This is a genomic window from Leclercia sp. J807 (assembly GCF_009734465.1).
In the GTDB taxonomy this organism is placed as follows: Bacteria; Pseudomonadota; Gammaproteobacteria; order Enterobacterales; family Enterobacteriaceae; genus Enterobacter.
Window position 1 is genome coordinate 4,008,645 of sequence record NZ_CP046446.1, and the last position, 21,013, is coordinate 4,029,657.

The following is a 21,013-nucleotide window of genomic DNA, read 5'->3' on the forward strand; positions in this document are numbered from 1 at the left end:
TTATGAGTTCCTAAAAATTTCTGGGGCCTATGGCTGGACGAATTCCACGCGTATTTATCAACGATCTGCTGGCAAGAACCGACATTGTCGATCTCATCGACGCGCGGGTAAAGCTGAAGAAGCAGGGCAAGAACTATCACGCGTGCTGTCCATTCCATAACGAAAAAACCCCCTCTTTCACCGTAAACGGTGAAAAGCAGTTCTACCACTGCTTCGGCTGTGGTGCGCACGGCAACGCCGTCGACTTTTTGATGAACTACGACAAGCTCGAGTTCGTTGAAACCGTCGAAGAGCTGGCTGCCATGCACAATCTTGAAGTGCCTTATGAAGCAGGCAGTGGCCCCAGCCAGATAGAGCGTCATCAACGACAAACGCTGTATCAGCTGATGGACGGCCTGAATTCGTTTTACCAACAGTCTCTCAAGCAACCTGCTGCTGAGCCTGCGCGTCAGTATCTGAACAAGCGCGGACTGAGCGACGATGTCATTGCGCGTTTCGCTATTGGTTACGCCCCGCCCGGCTGGGATAACGTGTTGAAGCGTTTTGGCGGCAATAGCGAAGATCGTAAATCACTCATCGACGCGGGCATGCTGGTCACTAACGACCAGGGACGTAGCTATGACCGCTTCCGCGAACGGGTGATGTTCCCTATTCGCGACAAGCGTGGCCGGGTAATTGGTTTTGGTGGCCGCGTGCTGGGCGATGCCCTGCCGAAATACCTCAACTCCCCGGAAACCGATATTTTCCATAAAGGCCGCCAGCTGTATGGCCTGTATGAAGCCCAGCAGAATAACGCTGAACCGCAGCGGCTGCTGGTGGTCGAAGGCTATATGGATGTGGTGGCGCTGGCGCAGTTCGACATTAACTATGCCGTGGCGTCGTTGGGTACCTCTACCACTGCCGACCATATCCAGCTGCTGTTCCGGGTGACCAACACGGTCGTCTGCTGTTACGACGGTGACCGGGCCGGACGCGAAGCCGCCTGGCGCGCGCTGGAGACGGCGCTGCCTTATATGACCGACGGGCGCCAGTTGCGCTTTATGTTCCTGCCCGACGGCGAAGACCCGGATACGCTAGTGCGTAAAGAGGGCAAAGCGGCATTCGAAGCGCGGATGGAGCAGGCTCAGCCGCTCTCCACGTTTCTGTTTAACAGCCTGATGCCGCAGGTGGATTTGAGCACCCCGGATGGCCGCGCCCAGCTGAGCACGCTGGCGTTACCGCTGATTACCCAAGTGCCGGGCGAAACGTTGCGCATCTATCTGCGTCAGGAGCTGGGCAAGAAACTTGGCATTCTGGATGACAGTCAGCTTGAACGTTTAATGCCAAAACTGGCTGAAAGCGGAGCGGCTCGCCCCGCGCCTCAGCTAAAACGCACAACCATGCGTATACTGATAGGACTGTTGGTGCAAAACCCGGAGCTGGCCCCACGCGTGCCTTCTCTGGCGGGTTTAGACCACGAAAAGCTGCCCGGACTTGGCTTATTTGCAGAACTGGTCAACACTTGTCTCTCACAGCCAGGTCTGACCACCGGGCAACTTTTAGAGCATTATCGCGGAACAAAAGCGTCCGCAACCCTTGAAAAACTGTCGATGTGGGACGATATAGCAGATAAAGAGATTGCTGAAGAGACCTTCACCGACTCGCTCAACCATATGTTTGATTCGATGCTTGAACTGCGCCAGGAAGAGTTGATTGCTCGCGAGCGCACACACGGTTTAAGCAGCGAAGAACGCCGGGAGCTCTGGATGATTAGCCAGGAGCTGGCAAAGAAATAACAGAAAGATAAAAGTATTTAACGGCTTAAGTGCCGAATATCGATCGGGTAGATCCCGACAGCCGCACTGAGAGGCAGCGGCAAAAATACAAGTACGCCCTCGCTTTAAAGGTTGGCAGCCGTATCGCCGACACCAATCAAACGAATAAGTGTGGATACCGTCTTATGGAGCAAAACCCGCAGTCACAGCTGAAACTTCTTGTCCAACGTGGTAAGGAGCAAGGCTATCTGACCTATGCCGAGGTCAATGACCATCTGCCGGAAGATATCGTCGACTCCGATCAGATCGAAGACATCATCCAAATGATCAACGACATGGGTATTCAGGTGATGGAAGAAGCCCCTGATGCCGATGATCTGTTACTTGCTGAAAACTCAAACAACACCGACGAAGATGCAGAGGAAGCTGCTGCACAGGTCCTGTCGAGCGTTGAATCTGAAATCGGCCGCACCACCGACCCGGTTCGCATGTACATGCGCGAAATGGGTACCGTTGAACTGTTGACCCGCGAAGGCGAAATTGACATCGCTAAACGTATCGAAGACGGGATCAACCAGGTTCAATGTTCCGTTGCCGAATACCCGGAAGCGATCACCTATCTGCTGGAGCAGTACGATCGCGTTGAGGCAGAAGAAGCCCGCCTGTCCGATCTGATCACCGGTTTTGTCGATCCGAACGCAGAAGAAGACATGGCCCCAACGGCGACGCACGTCGGTTCTGAACTCTCTCAGGAAGAGATGGATGATGACGAAGACGAAGACGACGAAGATGGCGATGACGACAGCAGCGATGACGACAACAGCATCGACCCTGAACTGGCTCGCGAGAAGTTTGCTGAACTGCGCGCGCAGTATGTCGTTACCCGCGACACGATCAAAGCGAAAGGCCGCAGCCACGCAGCCGCTCAGGAAGAGATCCTGAAGCTGTCTGAAGTGTTCAAACAGTTCCGTCTGGTGCCAAAACAGTTCGATTACCTGGTAAACAGCATGCGCGTGATGATGGATCGCGTACGTACCCAGGAACGCATCATCATGAAGGTGTGCGTTGAACAGTGCAAAATGCCGAAGAAGAACTTCATCACCCTCTTCACCGGCAACGAAACCAGCGAGACCTGGTTCAACGCCGCTATCGCGATGAACAAGCCGTGGTCTGAAAAACTGCGTGACGTGGCTGAAGAAGTACATCGTGGCCTGCAGAAGCTGCAGCAGATTGAAGAAGAGACCGGCCTGACCATCGAGCAGGTAAAAGACATCAACCGTCGTATGTCCATCGGTGAAGCGAAAGCCCGCCGTGCGAAGAAAGAGATGGTTGAGGCGAACTTGCGTCTGGTTATCTCTATCGCCAAGAAGTACACCAACCGCGGTCTGCAGTTCCTGGATCTGATTCAGGAAGGCAACATCGGTCTGATGAAAGCGGTTGATAAGTTCGAATACCGTCGTGGTTATAAGTTCTCCACCTACGCAACCTGGTGGATCCGTCAGGCGATCACCCGCTCTATCGCGGATCAGGCGCGCACCATTCGTATTCCGGTGCATATGATTGAGACCATCAACAAGCTCAACCGTATCTCCCGCCAGATGCTGCAGGAGATGGGTCGCGAGCCGACGCCGGAAGAGCTGGCCGAGCGCATGCTGATGCCGGAAGACAAGATCCGTAAGGTGCTGAAAATCGCTAAAGAGCCAATCTCCATGGAAACACCAATCGGTGATGATGAAGATTCGCATCTGGGTGATTTCATCGAGGATACCACCCTCGAGCTGCCGCTGGACTCTGCCACCACCGAGAGCCTGCGTGCCGCCACCCACGACGTACTGGCTGGCCTGACCGCCCGTGAAGCGAAAGTCCTGCGTATGCGTTTCGGTATCGATATGAACACCGACCACACGCTGGAAGAAGTGGGTAAACAGTTCGACGTGACCCGCGAACGTATCCGTCAGATCGAAGCGAAGGCGCTGCGTAAACTGCGCCACCCGAGCCGCTCTGAAGTGCTGCGTAGCTTCCTGGACGACTAATTCGTCCTGATGTAAAAAAGCTCCCTACGGGGAGCTTTTTTTATGGCTGACGCTTCAGAGCCTAAAGCCCCCGCACCACCAGCGCCTCGTCCAGCTCCCGGTACGCCTCCACCAGCTTCTCCAGCGTTGCCCGGTTCAGGCCGCTCGGATTGGGCAGCACCCACACCTGCGTTACGCCGATGGTGATCTTCTGCTTTCCCCACTGCACCCCACGCTGGCTAAAAGCCTGCTCATACGCCTGCTTGCCGAGGACCGCCAGCGCCGCGGGCTGATAGTCCTCCATCTTTTTAACTAACTCGCGCCCGCCGCTACGTAGCTCATGCAGGTTTACCTCACTCGCCTGCACCGTAGGCCGCTCCACCAGCATGGTGATGCCGCAGCGGGTATCCAGCAGCTGCTGCTCCTCTTCCGGCTTGAGCAATTTATCGGTAAACCCGGCCTGATAAATCACTTTCCAGAAGCGATTACCGGGATGCGCAAAGTGAAAACCAGTATGGGCGGAAGACTTGCCCGGATTGATGCCGCAGAACACCACCCGCAGGCCTGGCGCCAGGATATCGCTGATCATTATTACTCCTGCTTATTGATTCAGGCTTTAAGTATAAAAGATTGAAAATGCGTTGTTTATAAAAACAGCAGGCAGGTACGTATGGCTGGATTGCAGCGAGCAGTTACTTTATAATCCTCCGCCACGGCCCCTTAGCTCAGTGGTTAGAGCAGGCGACTCATAATCGCTTGGTCGCTGGTTCAAGTCCAGCAGGGGCCACCAAATTTCAAGGACTTAGTCAGGAAACTGGCTAAGTCTTTTTTGTTTATATCGCCAGGGTCCGGTTAACAATATTCCCCAAAAAACAAAAAGCGCCACCGCAAGTCATTCTTGCGAGGCGCTTTCCAGAATCTCACTGTGAGAAGATAAAACTTATCTTGCCAGCGACACCAGCATCTTCAGACTCGCAGAATAATAATCCTCCTGCGCCGTGATCTGCGGATCGCCCGCCGGAAGTTGCCCCATTGCCAAATCACGCACCGCCAGTAAACCGCCTTCCATCATATAGGGAGCCGGATCGTTGGTGGTGATATTGACCCATGCAGGGGTCTGGGTACGGGCAAAACGTCCCCAGTAGGCGGTATACGGCGCCATCAGCGGGCTGGTGGGTTGGTACCACTTCACATACAGCGGCACGCGGATCGCATCGTAGCTAAAGCGCGCCGGCCACTCTTTGGCCGGGGCTACACGGCCGTCGGCGTACAGCGATACCCAGTCTGCCGGCAGCTGGGTATTGCCGAAGCGCATTTTCACCAGCAGCTTCTGCCCGTCATTGATCAGGTCACGCCACACGGTCAGATGACTGCGCTTCGCGAAATCTTCCCAGGCCGGGAAGATAAAATAGGACGGGTTAAGATTCACATAGCTGTTGAGGTTAAAGCCTTTCGCGCCAGGCAGCATCACGCGGTAACCGGCAAAGCTGATCACGTTGCGGGCCAGCAGCGATTTGGTAATGGCGTCAGAGGCGTTCAGATAGTTGTTGTCATTCCACTGGGTGCCCGCTTTCAACAGCGCCCAGGCGATAAAGGTATCGCCATCGGTAGCATTGTTTCTGTCGGCGATCGGGTCCGGTGCAACCGGGTTATAACGCCAGTAAAACAGCCCCGTCTGCGGGTTTTGCAGGTTTTTTTTGGTCCAGCTCCAGATTTTGTCAAAACCCGCGCGATCGTTGTTGCGCACCGCCATCATCATGGCGAAGCCCTGCCCCTCGGTATGGCTCACGCTGTTGTTGCCGGTATCAATGATGCGACCATCCGGCATCAAAAACCGCGCCTTGTAACTCTCCCATGCGCTTCCAGCGAAAACCTGATGGCTTAACAACAGCCCCAGCGCCAGAACCACGATTTTAGTTCGCTGCCACATGGCCGATCCTTATTGATTGTTTTGATATCTGAAATGGATAACCGTAGCCGAGGGGGATGCCTCCCGCCACAGTGAAACGTGCGATTTTCCGCCCTGCTCACGCAGCCAGCGGGCGTAAAGCCCCTCCAGCACCGCGCTGAAGGCCTGGTTCCAGGCCATCTGCTTTGCCTCTTCAGGCGGCACCGGCAATGCCGTATGCACGATGCGGATCGCCGTGTCGCTGGCATCAATATCAATATAGCCCCAGTTAAAGGCCGCCAGCCGGGCGTTGATCTGCTCTTCGAGTTCGCCCACCGTGTGCGCCAGCGTCAGCGGGAATCGCTCGCCCAGGGCGTCGCCCATCTGCACGAGAAAGGCGCGGCTCTGCGCCTCGCCGACGTTCGCCACCATCGTCTCAACCATCACATGGATCAGTCCAAACCAGCCCGACTGGGACTGTTGATGCTGGTAATAGTGCAAAAGCTGTTGATCGTTCATTACTTGTTCCCCAGAAGGTAGCGGAAGTAGAGGCTTGCGGTGCTTTCGTTGTAATCACCGAAGGTGTCATACCCAATCTGCCCGCCGATGGTCATATCTTTGTTGAGTTTGTAGTCCGTGGACGCGCGCAGGTTGTAGCCCAGGCCGTTTTCGCTGTTGCCTTTGTAGAACGCCTCTTTGGCGAAACCACGGGAGACATAATCTTCCAGCTGGCGCTGCATGGCCGCGTCCGTCGGGAAGTACGGGCTCTCATCCTGGGTGTAGGATTGATAACCAATCGACGCGCCTAACCCCAGGTTCCAGTTGTCATATTTCTGGGTGTAATCCACCGGGAAGGAGACGCTGATATAGTCCTGCGGGCTGAAATAGCCCCCCTGCCCGTAGCTGAAGTAGCTCAGGTTTTTGTCGAAGTTCATGTAGTTCATGTTGATGCCGGCTTTCAGCTCGCGGTCGGCGGCGTAGTAAGGGCGGAAATAGACCCCCGCAGAGCCGGTGACGCTGGTGTTGCTCGGCACGTTCTCCCCGACGTAGTCATACACGCCAAACCCGGCGTAGAAACCTGCATCGGTATTGTCATAGCTCAGCTGCGCGCTGCCGCCGTTTTTGGTGACCTGGCCCCACTTCTTGCCGCTGTATTTGTCCTCAACGCCAACATAGGAGAGGAGGCTGTCTACCACCGCACGACGCTCGCCGGTAAGCACCAGCTTGAGGTAATCGGTCAGCTGTGGCGACCACTGGATCCCACCCACTACGGTGTTCAGATCCTGACCCAGCGGCGTGGAGCCGACGTCAATTTTGTATTGATCCCCGGTGAGCGCCATCGCCACTTCCACACCCTGAGCGCTTTGCGAGCCCTGGGACGGCACCTTGATTTTGTCGATATTCGGCAGCTCAGGCGGCGTGGTGGTGGAAGCGTTATAGAGCTCTTCGGCCACGCCGCCCTGAATCAGCGCCCCGGTACCAAACCGGCGGCTGGATTCATCGGACGAGGTACCCGCATCGAGGCTTATCGGCGTCACGTTAACATCCAGACGCGAGTCGCCGAACGGCACGGTGGACCACTGCAGCGGCGCCTTGATCTCCGTCAGCTTGCTCAGCCCCTCCTCGCCGTCACGCGCGCGCAGGGAGGTTGAACCCCGCGCCCAGGTGGCGGTTTTGTCGACCAGCATCTCCATCATGTTATCCACCTGACGCAGCGTACCCGCCTGGGCGGTTTCCACCGGCAGATCGGTGCGCACGGTACCCGGCGGCGCGGTCTCTGGATTACGCGCCAGCTGGGCCACCTGCCACGGCATCGCCTGGCCGTAGAGTGACGGCGACGCTGCCACCTCGCTGGTACTGGAGGTCCCTACAAACGGGTTGTCGGCCAGTGCCAGGCCGCCCAGCATTGGGGCGGTTTCACCGGTGTTATTCTGCAGGCCGAGCAGCTTGCCGCGCGCGGTGCGCAGATAGCTCATCGCCTGCTGATGATTGCCTTCCGCCTCGGAGACCCGCGCCAGCAGCAGCAGGCGCTCCGGCGTACCGTCGTTGGTCAGCCCGGCGCTCAGCTGCTTCGCTTTATCGACGTTTTTGCTGGCCAGGGCCACATCGATCGCCCCGGCCCGCGCATCCTGCTGCGGCGTATCGCGGGTCATCAGGTAGTCGTAGACCACCCCTGCCTCTTTATTCATCTTGCCGGACTGGTAGACGCGGGCCATCGCAAACATCAGATCGGTGTTCTGCGGATCGTTTTGCATGGCGCGGATCAGCTTATCGTAGGCCGCAGCATAGTTACCCTGTACGCGCAGACGGTCGGCCTCGTTGATCACGTAGCCGTTACGAATGCTCGCCAGCTGGGTCGGGGTACTGCGGGACTGCAACTCCGGGCTGGCAAGCCAGACCTGGGCTTCGCTGCCCAGCCCCGCCTGATTGAGCACCGCCACCTGATCAGCATAATCCCCGGCGTTACCCTGCACGCCGCGGCGCATGTTGTCGTGGACCACGCTCACCGCAGTGGTGACATCCCCGCTCTGGGCCAGCATCCGCGCCAGCTTGCCGGCATCCGCCGGGCTTTGTGGCGGACGCGCCGCCAGGGCTTTCAGGGTGTTGGCCGCCGCGGTGCGATCGCCCTGCGCCAGATAGCGCTCGGCGACGTTCATCTGCAGGTTGTAGTTGACCCGCTGCGACAGCTCGCGCATATCGCGATTCTGGCTGGAGGCTGGAATGCGCGACAGCAGGGTTTGCGACTGCTGCCAGGCGTTGTTTTCACTGGCGAACAGCGCGGCAGCGTAGAGTTCGCTGTTGCTGGCGTTCGGGCGGAAAGCTGGTGCCATGGTGTTGGCCGCCTCTGCGTCGCGTCCCTGTTTCTGCAGCAGACGGGCCAGATCCAGACGCAGCCAGGGATCGGACGGATAGCGGGCCGTCCCCTGCTGCAACAGCGCAATAGCGCGCTGCGGATCGCCGTTGGCCGCCGCCTGCTGCGCCTGACGACGCAGCGGATCTGTCGGGTTGCCACCGGAGACGCGCGGCTGAAGCCTCGCCTGCAGGCTGGCCGGCAGGGTCTGCAACATCGCCTGGGCTTCGGCAGTTTTGTTCTGCTCGCGCAGGACGTAGTAGAGGTTTTCCCGGGCCGCGCCGTTGTTCGGCTGCTCGGTCAGCATGCCGCGCAGGGTCTGCTCCGCCGAGGTGTAATCTTTGTTATGCCGCTGGACGTCGGCGCGGAACAGCTTCGCCGCCGCCCCCTGTTCGCCACTGCGCTGGGCGAGCGGTGCGCTCAGGGCCAGCGCCTGGCTGACGTTACCCTGTTTGTAGGCCGCCTGCGCCTGGGCCAGTTGGCCGTAGAACTCGGCATCCTGCGCCTGCTGCTTGCGCTCCTCAGAGGCGCTTCCGCCCAGGCTTGCCGCACGGTTCAGGTACTGCGCGCCCGCGGCGTAGTCCCCTTTGCGCAGGGCCACGTAGCCCATCCCGGCCAGCGCGTCGGCATCTTCCGGGTTGGTCTTCAGCGCCTGCTCAAACTGGCTGCGGGCGGTGTCGGTATTGCCGCTGTTCAGCGCCACATAGCCTTCGCCTTTTGCCGCCCCGCCGATGCTTTTACGGAAGTAGTCCTGCACTGCGGTATCGGTGGGATGGCGCTGGAGGTAAGTCTGGTAATAAGCTTCGTCACCCGCCTGCGGCCCCAGCCAGAGCAGAGCCTGACGCAGAGATTTATCCGCATCCTGATTACCGCTCGCCAGATCCTGCAGGATATCCATCCCCTCGCGGCGAGTGCTCTCCTGATAGGTGAGCACTTTGCCCAGCGCAATTTTAACGTTGTTATCTTGCGGGTACTGCACGCGCAGCTGACGAAGCTCGCTCACCGCCTGCGGATAGAGGGATTTGTCCCCCGCCATGGTCAGATAGTATTCCGGGGCCAGGCTCGGCGGCGGCTGGTTGCCGGTAAACAGGCTCTGCCAGGTGCTAAGCGCGGCGGGAATATTGCCGCTGCGTGCCTGCTGGCGGGCAAGCTCCAGCTGCCCACGCGGCACCTGCTGCATCTGTTTGGCGTTATCCAGCGCCTGCAGATTCGCATCCTGCGGCGAGACCGCCGTTAAGCGTTCACGCCACTGCGCGGCCCCTTTCATGTCCCCAGCCTGCTGTGACCACAGCGCCATCAGGTAGAGCGCCTGGGTGTTGTTGGGGTCCACCATCAGCACTTTTTTCAGCGATTCCATCGCCAGGTTATCGTGAGACTTTTCGTGCCAGTAGTTCGCCTGGTCGAAGAGCGCTTTCAGCGCCGGGTTATTGGCCGACTGCGCGGCATCCGCCGCCTGGGCGCCCTGAAGGCCCCCGAGCGCCAGCCCGCTAAACAGGCAAAGCACAGGCAGATGTCTGGCGGTTTTGTTTTTATTTTCCATAGTGTTACCACCCTTACTCACGATCTGAATCCTGTGGGTTAAGACGTTTATGCGCGCGTTTTTTCAGTAACGAGTAGAGGCTCAGGCCAATAATCGTCGCGAACAGCAGGCCAAAGATTGCCAGCATGGCGGAGTGCTGCGTGGCATACCACACCACCATCATGTACCAGGGCATCTGGCCGCTCGGGAACTGCGGGCCAACGCGGAAGCTGCGCACACCGTTTTCATCAGTGATGATCGCCGTATCGCCGCGGATCCCGGCGTTGATGCGGGCCGAGTTAAGATCGTTATGCAGACGCGAAAGCTGTTGGTCATTGCTGCCAATCGCCATCACCACCAGACGTTCCGGGTTCCACTGGGAGCGGAAGCTGACAAAGCCGCGCCAGGATTCGTTCGACGAGAAGTAGCGGTCGGCATCGACGCCCGACGCGTTCCAGTCGCCCTCCAGCAAGCGCTGCGCTTTTTCCAGCATCCTCGGCTCGCGCACCCCAAAGGTGTGCTCGTTGCTGATAAACGGCGACTGGGCCAGCAGCGCACGGTTGAAGGCAGTTTGATCCAGCGTGGAAACCGCCAGCACATCGCTTTCACTGAGGCGCAGCAGGTTCGCCCCGCCAGATGGCAGACCGAACATCACGCGGTTGTTGTTCAGCGCGGTGCCGGTGGCGTTCCCGGAGCGGGCAGAGAGATCCAGCAGGGTGCTGATCTCGCTTTCGCTCGGGTTCTCCGGCAGCAGCAGCACCGTCTGGGAGAAGTCCGCCAGACGGGTGAACGGGAACGAGGCGCCGACGAAGTACGACAGGTTCGGCAGCAGCGTAAAGTGGCGCGTGTTGCTCAGATCGATGCTGGAATCTTCGTCGATACGGCTCTTGATGTTGTTATTGAGCAACACGCTGCACGGCGCGGTCTCTTTGGTCTGGATGTTGAAATAGAGCTGCAGCTGGTTGTCGCCGTAAATCAGGTATGGCTCCAGCGGCACCTCAACATTCTCCTGACGCGCATCGCCGCCAAGCTTGTGCCACAGGCTTTCGAGCAGACCCTGTTTGTTGACCGGCAGGTTGCGCAGGAACGCGCCGTTGAAGGTCATCGACAGATACGAACGCTGCTCGTCAATCCAGCTTTCGGACGGGAAGCGATAGGCCACTTTCAGCGGAATGGTGTCGCCATCCCACATAAAGAGATCCGGTGCGGCGCGGAACCCAAGGGTCAGCGGCTCGTGCCAGATGCCGGTCACCGTCAGGCTCTGATCTTTACGCATCAGCTCGCTCAGCAGCACCGGGCGGTCGGTGGCGATCCAGCGCGGGGCGTCATAAGGCTTGCTGACCGGGATGTTCTGAGCCTCCACCGGCAGGCTGGTGGTCTGGCCGCTGAACTGTCCGCGGGTCAGACGCCATGCGGCGCTTTTCAGCTGCTGCTCGTTATTGCCCACCACCAGTAGCAGTTTGTAGATCGGGTTGGCCGGGTTATCCACCACCTGGAGCATCGCCCCGTTAGAGGCGGGCAGCGTCAGGCCGCCAATCGACTCGCCCGGTTTGCCGAACAGAATGCCGTTTTTCTCCGGCAACTGGTCATGCAGGGCGTCAAATGAAATACCGCGGTAGTCCGCTTCGATCCCCAGCCACGAGGCGATCAGCGCCGCCGCGCCCACCTGCTCCGGCAGGGTTTTGGCCGGGAAGGCGAAGGTCAGCGTGGTCGGCGTCATCTGCATCTCATCAAGGAACGGACGCGGGAAATGGCTCAGATCCGCGCCAATGTTCAGCTGCTGCGCCTCCAGGTCGAGACGCGTGTTCGGCATGATGGTGACCTGATAATTGTCCGACAGATCCCGCTGGCACAGCAGGGCGTCGCCGTCGTTGATTTTGAAGCTGATGTTGTTGCGTGACACCACCATCGCCGCAGGGATCTCCAGCTGATAGCTCGACACGTTGCTGTCGGCAGAGCCCAACGGCACCGTCCCCAGCGGCTGGCCGTTGAGCATCAGCTGCAGGGTGGTATTACGGGCCGCCATCGCCGGAGAGACCTTCAGGTTCAGCTCCAGCTGGGCATTGGTGATCACCTGGTCCGCCGAGAGGGTAAAATCGATCCCCCCCTGTAGCTGCCCACCGCTTAACACCACGCCATTGGGCTGCCCCATCTGGGCAACGGTGATACTGCTGCTGGTGCCAGGGGTGATCCCCATCGGCACCGGAGAAGCAGGAACGGCGTCGTGCGTCACCGGTACGGCATCCGGTGCCGGGCTGGCAGCTGGTTCCGCAGCCGCCTCTGCCGCCGGTGGGGTCTGGAAAGCGGGCAGCGTATCGGGTGCAGGCAGGGAAGCCGGCGCCGCATCCGCAGCGGACTGCGCCGCGTCCGTCCCCGGCGGCGGGAGATCCACCGGCAGCAGCGATTCCACGGTGGTCGGCTCTTCCGCCGTCACCGGCTGCGCCAGTACGCCAAATACAAACAGCATCTGCAGGGCTTTGCGGGTCATCCCTTTCATACAGCGGTATCCTCGGTGGCGTTATTCCTGCGCCCTGCATCCTCATGGCGTTGACGACGCTTATTACGACGGTCTTTCCAGGTCAGCCAGAACAGATCAAATACGCTGCGAATAATAATAAACAACGAGCGGAACGGATTGTCCTGCGGCTTAGGCGGGTTGATCCACGCATCGGCGCGGGCCAGCACCACGCGCACCAGCTCGCGGCGGCGCTCCAGCGGGATCTCGGCAAACATCAGGCGAATGTACTGCTCATCGTGGGCAATGACGCTGACCGGAATGCTGATCGCCCCCGACTGCAGCTGTAGCTCAATCTCTTCGATCTCATCGGTCAAGTGGCGGTCATCCACCACCGCAATACGGCAGCCGCCCATGGAGAGATCCAGGGTATGGCTGCGCGAGGAGATACCGCTGGCGTAGTGGATCACCACCGGCACGTTGGCATCGATACGGATCGTCTTACGCGTCTGGCGGGTTTCCCGCGCCACGGCAATGGCCGCCAGCAGGAAGATCAGGCTGTAGATACCCCAACCGACGTTCAGGGCGATAACCATCGGATCGACGTTGAAATAGTCATGCGCGACGGCGCGCGTGATCCCGGCAACAACCCCTGCCGCCAGCAACACCGCAATAATCAGGTGTGGGCGGACAATGCTGAAGTCGAAATAGCCCACGTCCAGCAGCGCGCCTTTATCGGTTACGTTGAACTTCCCGCGTTTCGGGAAGATCAGGGTAATCACCGTCGGCAGCACCAGGTGGAAGGCCAGCACGAGATCATAGATCTCCCCCCAGAAGCTGTAGCGGAAGCGCCCGTTGACCCGCGAGTTTACATAGATACAGAGGAACAGGTGCGGCAGCATATAGGCGAAAATCAGGCTCGCCGAGGAGTGGATAATGTTCAGGTTAAACAGCAGGTAGGCCAGCGGCGCGGTGAGGAACGCCACGCGCGGCAACGCAAACTGGAACGAGAGCATGGCGTTAAGGTAGCAAAGACGCTGCTGCCACTTCAGGCCACGGCCCAGCAGCGGGTTATCGACCCGCAAAATCTGCGTCATGCCGCGCGCCCAGCGGGTACGCTGGATCACGTGCACCACCAGGCGCTCCGTCGCCAGCCCTGCGGCCAGCGGAATATTCAGATAGGCCGATTTCCAGCCCAGGCGCTGCATCTTCAGCGCGGTGTGGGCGTCTTCGGTAACGGTTTCCACCGCAAAGCCACCAATCTCTTCCAGCGCGCTGCGACGGATCACCGCACAGGAGCCGCAGAAGAAAGTGGCGTTCCAGTTATCGTTACCGCGCTGGATCTGCCCATAGAACAGCTGACCCTCGTTAGGAATATCGCGGCCTGCGGAGAGGTTACGCTCGAACGGATCCGGCGAGTAGAAGTAGTGCGGCGTCTGCATCAGCGCCAGCTTCGGATCCTGCAGGAAGGCCCCAACCGTCGCCTGCAGGAAGATACGCGTCGCTACGTGGTCACAGTCAAAGACGCAGATCAGCTCGCCTTTGGTGAGCTTCATCGCGTGGTTGAGGTTGCCCGCTTTGGCGTGGGAGTTGTCGTTACGCGTGATGTACCCTACCCCGACGTTGGCGGCAAACACCGCGAACTCGCTGCGCTTGCCGTCATCCAGCAGGTAGATCTTCAGCTTATCCGCCGGATAATCCAGGCACTGCGCCGCCAGCACGGTATCGCGCACCACGTCCAGGCTTTCGTTATAGGACGGGATATAGATATCCACCGTAGGCCACTGCGACATATCATCCGGCAGCGGCACAATCTTGCGCTGTAACGGAAAGAGGTTTTGCAGATAACTCAAAATAATGGTTATCCAGATATAGAGTTCGGCGAGAAATAACCCGATCCCCAGTATGGCCTCAATTTCGGAATTAAAGTGCAGCGTCTGCGTGGCCCGGAACCAGATATATCGTGTGGACATTAACACCGCCACGATCATCATGATTACCGATACGCGGTGATGTTTGCTAAAGCCGAGCAGCAGCAGCGCCCCAATGCTGATTAAGCCGAAGATATACTGCTTCTGGCTATCCATTGGGGTGATAATAATTAATACGGCGATGGGTGCTAAGACCAATAGCAGTAGATAAAACAGCGCCTTTTTCATAGGACGTCCTGGAAATTGTCGTCAGAAACCGGAGGTTCTCAGGTTGGCGTGCACGGCGCCGTCCCCTACCTGGATACCCAAAATACCCGCGATACGCTTACTCACCAGCTCGATATCGAACGCCGCCGCCGAGGTGGCGCTGAAATCCAGTATCGATTGCTGTGAGGCATTGGCCTCAGGCACGCTTTCATCCCGGTTGATCACACCAAGCAGGCGATCGCCGAGGCGTTGCTGTAAGAAGGCGGTGACGTCACGGCTGATATGGCGCCGGTTGTCACTCTGGTTCACCAGGAAATAGTATCCGGCCTTGTTGTTCGGCGGTTCTCCGCCGGTCAGCCGGTGGTTTTCAATGTGGGGCAGCAGTGACAGCGATGCGGTGTCGGCCAGCAGGGTCACCAGGTGCATATCGGCCAGCGGGGAGATCGCCTTCAGCGCCGGGTTCGGCCCTGGCGGGAAGTCGGCCAGAATGACCAGCCCCGGGTAGTTCAGCAGAGAACTTAACCCACGCGCCAGGAAATTGCTGTCGCTGGTGAGGTTATGTTCAAAGATCAGGCGCTGCTCTTCCGTCACTTCACCGTAGGGCAGGACAAACATATTGTTGCCCGCCGTCAGTACCGACTGGCTCCAGTCGGCGGATTCATTGGCGCGGGCAACGTAGCCGCGTCCGTCAGACAACGGCACGCCAAAATGCAGACGCAGCGCGTTCTGTACGTCGAAGTCAATGGCCAGAACTTTACTGCCGGAACGTGCCAGAGCATAAGCGAGGTTGGCCGTGACCGTGGTTTTCCCGACTCCGCCTTTTGGCGAGCAAATACACACTAACGGCATGAAGCGATTTTCTCCAGGAGCGGTTGTAAGGGAAGATCTTTTACCGGATGGCTGGCACGTTCAGACGCTTTGGTGGCGAACAGCTGCTCAAAGCGCACCGGCTCTGCAGGTTTTGGCGCAGGGGTAGCTTGCGCAATGGGCACTACGGGCGCAGGGGTTGCACGAACCTCAGGTTGCGGCGCAGGCGACTCTTTCACCGGCGGCTGGCTTGCCACCTCAGGTTTAAGCTGATCGAACAGCGAGGGCGCAGGCTGAATCGGCGCCTCTTTTTCGGCGCGGTCAACATTCATGCTTTGCATGATCGAAGGCGAGGAAACGGCAGGCACCTTCGTCAGACTGGCAAAGGCAGCATCCAGCTCACCGGGTTGCACTGCCTGGGGAACCGGTACGGCGACGCTGCCCGCTTTCGCCAGCGCCGCGTCATTATTCACACCTGCCAGCTGGTTGATGATCGCCCAGCCGCTACTGGAAGCCTGCTTGTTTTGCGCAGACAAGTCCTTGAAGTTGATGTCACCGGTGCGCGTTTTATCCTTGAAACGCTGCAAATCATCATAATTTTTCATGGTATTACTCGTGATTTACAAGTCAGTATTTTTTGTTTCCTGCATGACTTTGCCAGGGACAACATTTTTGTGGGAATACGAACGTGTAAAGGGGATCAGTGATTAACAACCGCCATAAAGCCTTCCCTTTACGGGTAGTCATATTTGCTTAGTAAATATTCTAATGCATATTACGTAGAGCTAATACTATGTACAAGCTTATCGACAGATCGCGTAATTTCTCCACTTTCTGCCAGCAGTAACCCCCAACATACAGATAAAATATCGCTCTATGTTACCCAGGCGAGAGATTAATCCAGCAAAAATATAGCACGCAAAGCTTAGTATCGACAGGGAACTATAAGCGAGGTTTATGAAAAGCAGGATACAGGGGTGAGTATGGCGGGTGCACGGCAGCCTTTTTATATTTGCCAGCATCATTTCCTTTTAATATGTATTTGCTGGATGCCAGTCCCGGTGATGAGATTATTGACCGCCTCCCGGAGAGTAAGATCCAGCACTTTGCCGTTCAGCGTGGCACCGTAGCTGGCGAGGCCGCCGCTGCGAGCTTACCGCGCGCAAAATTAACGCATTCCCCCGTCGCGCCATTCATCAGACATGTGTATTATTCCCTGTTGTTTTCCTGACAACTATCCTTAACTCAAATACTTAAGCGCAAAAGCGAAAAGCATCATGAGCACACCGATCAAACGGCTGGAAATCATTAAAAATGCTATCGAACTGGAAGATGACGACATCATCGAGAGTCAGCTGGCACGGTTAAAAAGCGAAGCCTTTGACGAGGAGCTGCGGGCGATCGTCGTGGCGCTTGAGCAGAAAAACTACACCGGGGCGATGGCGGCTATTACCGCATGGCTCCAGGGTCAGCGTGCCGTTACCCCATGGCGGGATCCGCAGCTGGCCGCCAGCAAGCTGGAGCTGAAAGCGCTGGAAGAGCGCCTGCGCGATCTCATCGATCGCCGTAACGCCCGCGTCCAGCAGCTGGATGAATTTAACGACCTCTACCTCACCCGCCTCGGCCCACTGATGAGCCAGATCCTCGCCCTGCGCAAAACCCTGGCGGAGCTGAATCTGCGTCGCCAGCAGGCAGAGGCGCGCCGTCGCGAAGCAGACTATCGCCGCTGCCAGCAGTATGTCGCCCAGGCGGTGGAGGTGCTGGCTACCCTGACCCGGCACTGGCGGGATCAGCCCGCCGATTCGGTGCAGGCTGCCGCGGCACGCAAACAACTGCAGCAACAAAGCAACCTGATCGCCAACCTGCTGGCCGAAGCCCAGGAGCTGGAAACGGGCTTAACCCGCGAAGAGGAGCCCGCCCGCCAGGCGCGGGACGAGGCCAACGACGAGTATGAAAAATACCGCGAGCAGCAGCATGAAGCGGAGATCCGGCTGCGCAAGGGCAAAGACCTGTCCGAAGAGGATCAGAACGAGTTAAAACGGCTCTGGCGCCAGGCGAGCAAGCTCTGTCACCCGGATCTGGTGGCGGACGAGCTGAAAGAAGAGGCGAACGCCATGATGGTACAGCTCAACCAGGCGAAGCAGCGCGGCGACGTGAAGGCGATCCGCTCGCTGGTGGCCCGCCTGCATCAGGGGCTGGAGCCGCTGATGGCCAGCGACCGGCTGAACGATCTGACGCGGATCCGCAAAAAGATGGCCCAGGTTCGCGAACAGATCGACACCCTGGTGAGCGAGCTGGCAGAGCTGGAAAAAGAGGAGTCCTGGCTGCTGGTCTCCTCGCTGAGCAATATGGAAGCCTATTTCGCCCAGCAGGAGAAAGCCCTGCACGAGGTGCGCGCCTCGCTGGAACATCAGGTCAGCGAAGCGCAGCTCGACGACGTGGCCTGACTATTTGGCGTGCCAGTACGCGCTGGCACGCACCAGCTTCTGATCGATGGCGTCGGTTTCAAACAGGCGGCTCAGGTTTTTCACCACCTTCCCTTCCCCGGTCAGCCAGATGAAGTAATCTTCTGCCGGCACGCTGAGCGCCGCCAGACGATCCGCCACCGCCTGCTCGTTATGCCCCACCACCCAGCTGATGTTGAACTCGCTTAAGTGCGCCAGATAGTCCTGGCAGGCGGCATCGCTCACGGTCACCACAGCGTGCACTTCCGGACGTACCGGCAGGGCGCGCAGGGTCTCCAGACGACGGCGCAAGGCGGGCATGCCCGACTCATCACAGACGTACAGCTGCCAGGCATAATCTTCCGGCACCACCAGCGAACCGCGCGGGCCGCCGATAGAGAGGGTATCTCCCGGTTTTGCGTCCACAGCCCACTGGCTTGCCACGCCGCCGTCGTGGATAAAGAAATCGAGCACCAGCTCGTGACGGGCCGCGTCATAGAGCGGGGTGTAATCCCGCGCCTGCGGACGCACGCCCTCACCCCACTCCACGCCCTCGTCCGTCACGACCGGAGGAACAAAGGTTGTGCCCTGTTCCGGGAAAAAGACTTTGCAGTGGTCGTCGAAGCCGCGGGAGCTGAAGCCCTCCAGCGCTTCGCCGCCCAGTACGATGCGCTGAAAACTGGTACTGACGCGCTCCACGCGGAGCACGTTCAGCTCGCGAAAGCGCAGGTCGTTACGGACACGTTGAGGATAGCGGGGTGTGGTCATAATGTGCCTTCGTGAAAGTTAAATCGATATATCGGAAATGAAAGTTAAATGATAATGATTGCTAATAAGAAGAATTGCAAGATTTTTTTGATATAGACAGATTTCGCAATCCCAAAGCCAACCTTATACATTTAAAACCTTAAATATTAGTAAGTTAAATAAATTACGTGCGATGACGTTGCTTGTTTTTAAGATTTAGATATAAATTAGATATATCAAAAATACGGAGAAAGACGATGCGACACTCTCACGATCATGATCACCGCGATCACGCTCACCGCGGACGCGGCGGCGATCACCATCACGGCGGCGGTCGCCGCCAGCGCTTCTTTGGTCACGGCGAATTACGGCTGGTGATCCTCGATATTCTGACCCGCAACGCCAGCCACGGTTATGAGCTGATTAAGGCGATCGAGACCCTGACCCAGGGCAACTACACCCCCAGCCCGGGCGTCATCTACCCGACGCTCGATTTTCTCCAGGATCAGCAATTTATTACGCTTACCGAGGAGGAGAACGGGCGTAAAAAGATTGAGATCACCGTTGCCGGGCAGCAGTGGCTGGATGAAAACATAGACCATCTGGAGCACATTCTGGCGCGTGTCAAAGCGCGTTGCGTGGGCTTTGAGCTGCGCAAAAACCCGCAGATGAAGCGGGCGCTGGATAACTTTAAAGCGGTGCTGGATCTGAAGGTGAATCAGGGAGAAACCAGCGACGCGCAGATCAAACAGATTATCGGCGTGATCGACCGCGCGGCGCTGGAGATCTCCCAGCTCGATTAAGCGGCGACGCGGAACACTTTCACCAGCGCTTTCAGGTTCATCGCCTGCTCGTTTAGGGATGATGCCGCCGCAACAGACTCCTCCACCAGGGCGGAGTTCTGTTGGGTGGTGGAGTCAATCAGGCCAATGGCGCTGTTGATCTGCGAAATGCCTTCCGTCTGCTCATGGCTTGCCTGGCGGATCTCGCGCAGGATGACATCCATCTCCTCCACGTTACCCACCATGCCATTAATCAGCCCGCTTGCTTTTTCCACCAGCGCCATCCCGTCCTGGGTCTGGCTGGTTGAGCTTTCAATCAGCTGACGAATTTCGCTGGCTGAGGTGGCGCTTTTCTGCGCCAGCTGGCGAACTTCACCGGCCACCACCGCAAAGCCGCGGCCATGCTCGCCCGCGCGCGCCGCCTCAACCGCCGCGTTCAGCGCCAGAATGTTGGTCTGGAAGGCGATGGAGTCGATCAGGTTGATGATGTCGGACATCCGGTTGGAGGTCTCGTTAATCAGGCGCATTTTGCTGGTGACCTGCTGCATCATCTCGCCGTTGTGTTTCACCACCCGGGCCGCGTCCGCAGAGAGGTTCGTCGCCTCGCCGGTATGCGAGGCGGTATTTTTCACCGTCGCGGTGATCTGCTCCATCGACGCCGCCGTCTGTTCAACGGAGCTGGCCTGCTCTTCGGTACGCGCCGCCAGATCCTGATTACCCGCCACAATCTGCGCCGCGGCGCTGGAGATGCTCTCCGAACCGGTCTGTACCTGCTGCACAATCTCCAGCAGACGGACTTTCATCTCCATCAGCGCCGTGAGCAGCTGGCCGGTTTCATCTTTCCCGTGCGAGGCAATGTTGCGGGTGAGATCGCCCTCGGCAATGGACTGGGCAAAGCCCACCGCCTCGCCCAGCGGACGGGTAATGGAGCGCACGATAAACCAGCCCATCAGGCTGCCCACCACCACGCTGAAGAGCGTGATGAGGATCAGCACCAGGCGGTTGCTTTTAAAATCGCCTTCCACCTCTTCACCTGCGCGCTGCATCTGGGTGTTCTGGATCGCAATCAGCGCCTGCACCTTCGCTTTATAGGCTTGCTGCAAGCTGAGGGTATTGGTCATCATCTCCTGAATCGCCCCCGCCCGATCGTTGTTCTGCACCGCCTGCAAAATGCGATAGCGGGAGTCAAGATACTGCTGGCGAACGCCGCGGATATCGGCCAGCACCTGCTGGGATTGTTTATCCTGGAGGGCCTTGTCCAGCTCCCCGAGTATAAGAGTGATACGCTCGCTGATCGCCTTCAGATGCTGCTCTGACTGCGCCGTGTAAGTGCCCTGATCGTCCAGCAGCATCAGCTGTTGAGTGCTAATAAATTCCTGAAAATTTTCGATTAACTGGTTGGCTTTTACGGTCGTGGGATAATCGCTGGTGATGATGGATTGCATCCCGTTATTTGCCCGGTTCAGGCTCAACAGAGATAAACTCGCACTTATCCCCATCAGGACAATAAAGAATCCAAACGCCAGAAATAATTTCGTGCCGATTTTAACGTCGTGTAAGAACATATTTACTCCATCGATGTGATTATTTCTCAGACGATCAGCGTTATCGGTAAC

General features: G+C 58.1%; 14 protein-coding genes and 1 tRNA gene. 5 read left to right on the forward strand and 10 right to left on the reverse strand.

What is annotated here, in order from left to right:
- The first annotated feature begins 29 nt into the window (after window positions 1-29).
- Both dnaG and rpoD read left to right on the forward strand, forming a co-directional pair.
- Window positions 30-1,775, forward strand: a complete 1,746-nt coding sequence (dnaG, locus tag GNG26_RS18980) for a DNA primase (protein WP_103822901.1) — start codon at window positions 30-32, stop codon at window positions 1,773-1,775.
- Between the two features lie 122 nt (window positions 1,776-1,897).
- Entirely contained in the window at window positions 1,898-3,787 is a 1,890-nt protein-coding gene (rpoD, locus tag GNG26_RS18985) for an RNA polymerase sigma factor RpoD (protein WP_255410167.1), read from the forward strand.
- 61 nt (window positions 3,788-3,848) lie between these two features.
- Here rpoD and mug read toward each other — a convergent pair whose 3' ends face one another.
- Window positions 3,849-4,355, reverse strand: coding sequence for a G/U mismatch-specific DNA glycosylase (gene mug, locus GNG26_RS18990; RefSeq protein WP_103177016.1), 507 nt, complete (start codon window positions 4,353-4,355; stop codon window positions 3,849-3,851).
- Between the two features lie 125 nt (window positions 4,356-4,480).
- Between mug and GNG26_RS18995 the strand changes: the two genes are divergently transcribed.
- A tRNA-Ile gene (locus tag GNG26_RS18995) sits at window positions 4,481-4,556 on the forward strand.
- 150 nt (window positions 4,557-4,706) lie between these two features.
- Here the strand turns inward: GNG26_RS18995 and GNG26_RS19000 are convergent.
- Genes GNG26_RS19000 through bcsO form a run of 7 tightly spaced genes read right to left on the reverse strand, consistent with a single transcriptional unit; the run spans window position 4,707 to window position 16,029 of the window.
- The gene (locus tag GNG26_RS19000; protein ID WP_156239794.1) at window positions 4,707-5,696 is read right to left on the reverse strand and encodes a glycosyl hydrolase family 8; all 990 of its coding nucleotides are present in this window, start codon (window positions 5,694-5,696) and stop codon (window positions 4,707-4,709) included.
- A gap of 9 nt (window positions 5,697-5,705) precedes the next feature.
- A complete protein-coding gene (gene bcsD, locus GNG26_RS19005; RefSeq protein WP_156239795.1) occupies window positions 5,706-6,173 on the reverse strand; it encodes a cellulose biosynthesis protein BcsD in 468 nt (155 codons plus the stop codon).
- Window positions 6,173-10,045 carry a cellulose biosynthesis protein BcsC gene (locus tag GNG26_RS19010; RefSeq protein ID WP_156239796.1) on the reverse strand — a complete coding sequence of 1,291 codons (3,873 nt, stop codon included), beginning with the start codon at window positions 10,043-10,045 and terminating at the stop codon, window positions 6,173-6,175. Before GNG26_RS19010 ends, bcsD begins: the two co-directional genes overlap by 1 nt.
- A gap of 13 nt (window positions 10,046-10,058) precedes the next feature.
- Window positions 10,059-12,521: a cellulose biosynthesis cyclic di-GMP-binding regulatory protein BcsB gene (gene bcsB, locus GNG26_RS19015; RefSeq protein WP_156239797.1), complete on the reverse strand. Its 2,463-nt coding sequence runs from the start codon at window positions 12,519-12,521 to the stop codon at window positions 10,059-10,061.
- Window positions 12,518-14,638, reverse strand: coding sequence for a UDP-forming cellulose synthase catalytic subunit (bcsA, locus tag GNG26_RS19020; RefSeq protein ID WP_114316629.1), 2,121 nt, complete (start codon window positions 14,636-14,638; stop codon window positions 12,518-12,520). The genes bcsB and bcsA overlap by 4 nt, the downstream gene beginning before the upstream one ends.
- A 21-nt stretch (window positions 14,639-14,659) precedes the next feature.
- Complete coding sequence (gene bcsQ, locus GNG26_RS19025) at window positions 14,660-15,466, reverse strand: cellulose biosynthesis protein BcsQ (RefSeq protein WP_103824863.1); 807 nt, start codon at window positions 15,464-15,466, stop codon at window positions 14,660-14,662.
- Complete coding sequence (bcsO, locus tag GNG26_RS19030; RefSeq protein WP_156239798.1) at window positions 15,457-16,029, reverse strand: cellulose biosynthesis protein BcsO; 573 nt, start codon at window positions 16,027-16,029, stop codon at window positions 15,457-15,459. The genes bcsQ and bcsO overlap by 10 nt, the downstream gene beginning before the upstream one ends.
- Window positions 16,030-16,701: 672 nt before the next feature.
- Here bcsO and GNG26_RS19035 point away from each other — a divergent pair.
- Entirely contained in the window at window positions 16,702-17,871 is a 1,170-nt protein-coding gene (locus GNG26_RS19035; protein ID WP_156239799.1) for a DNA repair protein, read from the forward strand.
- Here GNG26_RS19035 and GNG26_RS19040 read toward each other — a convergent pair whose 3' ends face one another.
- Window positions 17,872-18,636 (reverse strand): siderophore-interacting protein, encoded by a 765-nt coding sequence (locus GNG26_RS19040; RefSeq protein ID WP_156239800.1) that lies wholly within the window; start codon window positions 18,634-18,636, stop codon window positions 17,872-17,874.
- A gap of 236 nt (window positions 18,637-18,872) precedes the next feature.
- On the opposite strand from GNG26_RS19040, the gene GNG26_RS19045 reads away from it, so the two are divergent.
- Window positions 18,873-19,418: a PadR family transcriptional regulator gene (locus GNG26_RS19045; protein WP_156239801.1), complete on the forward strand. Its 546-nt coding sequence runs from the start codon at window positions 18,873-18,875 to the stop codon at window positions 19,416-19,418.
- On the opposite strand, the gene GNG26_RS19050 is transcribed toward GNG26_RS19045, so the two are convergent.
- A complete protein-coding gene (locus GNG26_RS19050) occupies window positions 19,415-20,962 on the reverse strand; it encodes a methyl-accepting chemotaxis protein (RefSeq protein ID WP_156239802.1) in 1,548 nt (515 codons plus the stop codon). The genes GNG26_RS19045 and GNG26_RS19050 overlap by 4 nt on opposite strands.
- Window positions 20,963-21,013: the final 51 nt, after the last annotated feature.

Bases quoted from the DNA above. Each gene is read 5' to 3' on its own strand.
- bcsA (WP_114316629.1), bottom strand. From the start codon at position 14,638: ATGAAAAAGGCGCTGTTTTATCTACTGCTATTGGTCTTAGCACCCATC.
- GNG26_RS19050 (WP_156239802.1), bottom strand. From the start codon at position 20,962: ATGTTCTTACACGACGTTAAAATCGGCACGAAATTATTTCTGGCGTTT.
- GNG26_RS19035 (WP_156239799.1), top strand. From the start codon at position 16,702: ATGAGCACACCGATCAAACGGCTGGAAATCATTAAAAATGCTATCGAA.
- bcsQ (WP_103824863.1), bottom strand. From the start codon at position 15,466: ATGCCGTTAGTGTGTATTTGCTCGCCAAAAGGCGGAGTCGGGAAAACC.
- dnaG (WP_103822901.1), top strand. From the start codon at position 30: ATGGCTGGACGAATTCCACGCGTATTTATCAACGATCTGCTGGCAAGA.
- mug (WP_103177016.1), bottom strand. From the start codon at position 4,355: ATGATCAGCGATATCCTGGCGCCAGGCCTGCGGGTGGTGTTCTGCGGC.
- GNG26_RS19000 (WP_156239794.1), bottom strand. From the start codon at position 5,696: ATGTGGCAGCGAACTAAAATCGTGGTTCTGGCGCTGGGGCTGTTGTTA.
- GNG26_RS19010 (WP_156239796.1), bottom strand. From the start codon at position 10,045: ATGGAAAATAAAAACAAAACCGCCAGACATCTGCCTGTGCTTTGCCTG.
- GNG26_RS19045 (WP_156239801.1), top strand. From the start codon at position 18,873: ATGCGACACTCTCACGATCATGATCACCGCGATCACGCTCACCGCGGA.
- bcsO (WP_156239798.1), bottom strand. From the start codon at position 16,029: ATGAAAAATTATGATGATTTGCAGCGTTTCAAGGATAAAACGCGCACC.
- bcsB (WP_156239797.1), bottom strand. From the start codon at position 12,521: ATGAAAGGGATGACCCGCAAAGCCCTGCAGATGCTGTTTGTATTTGGC.
- GNG26_RS19040 (WP_156239800.1), bottom strand. From the start codon at position 18,636: ATGACCACACCCCGCTATCCTCAACGTGTCCGTAACGACCTGCGCTTT.
- bcsD (WP_156239795.1), bottom strand. From the start codon at position 6,173: ATGAACGATCAACAGCTTTTGCACTATTACCAGCATCAACAGTCCCAG.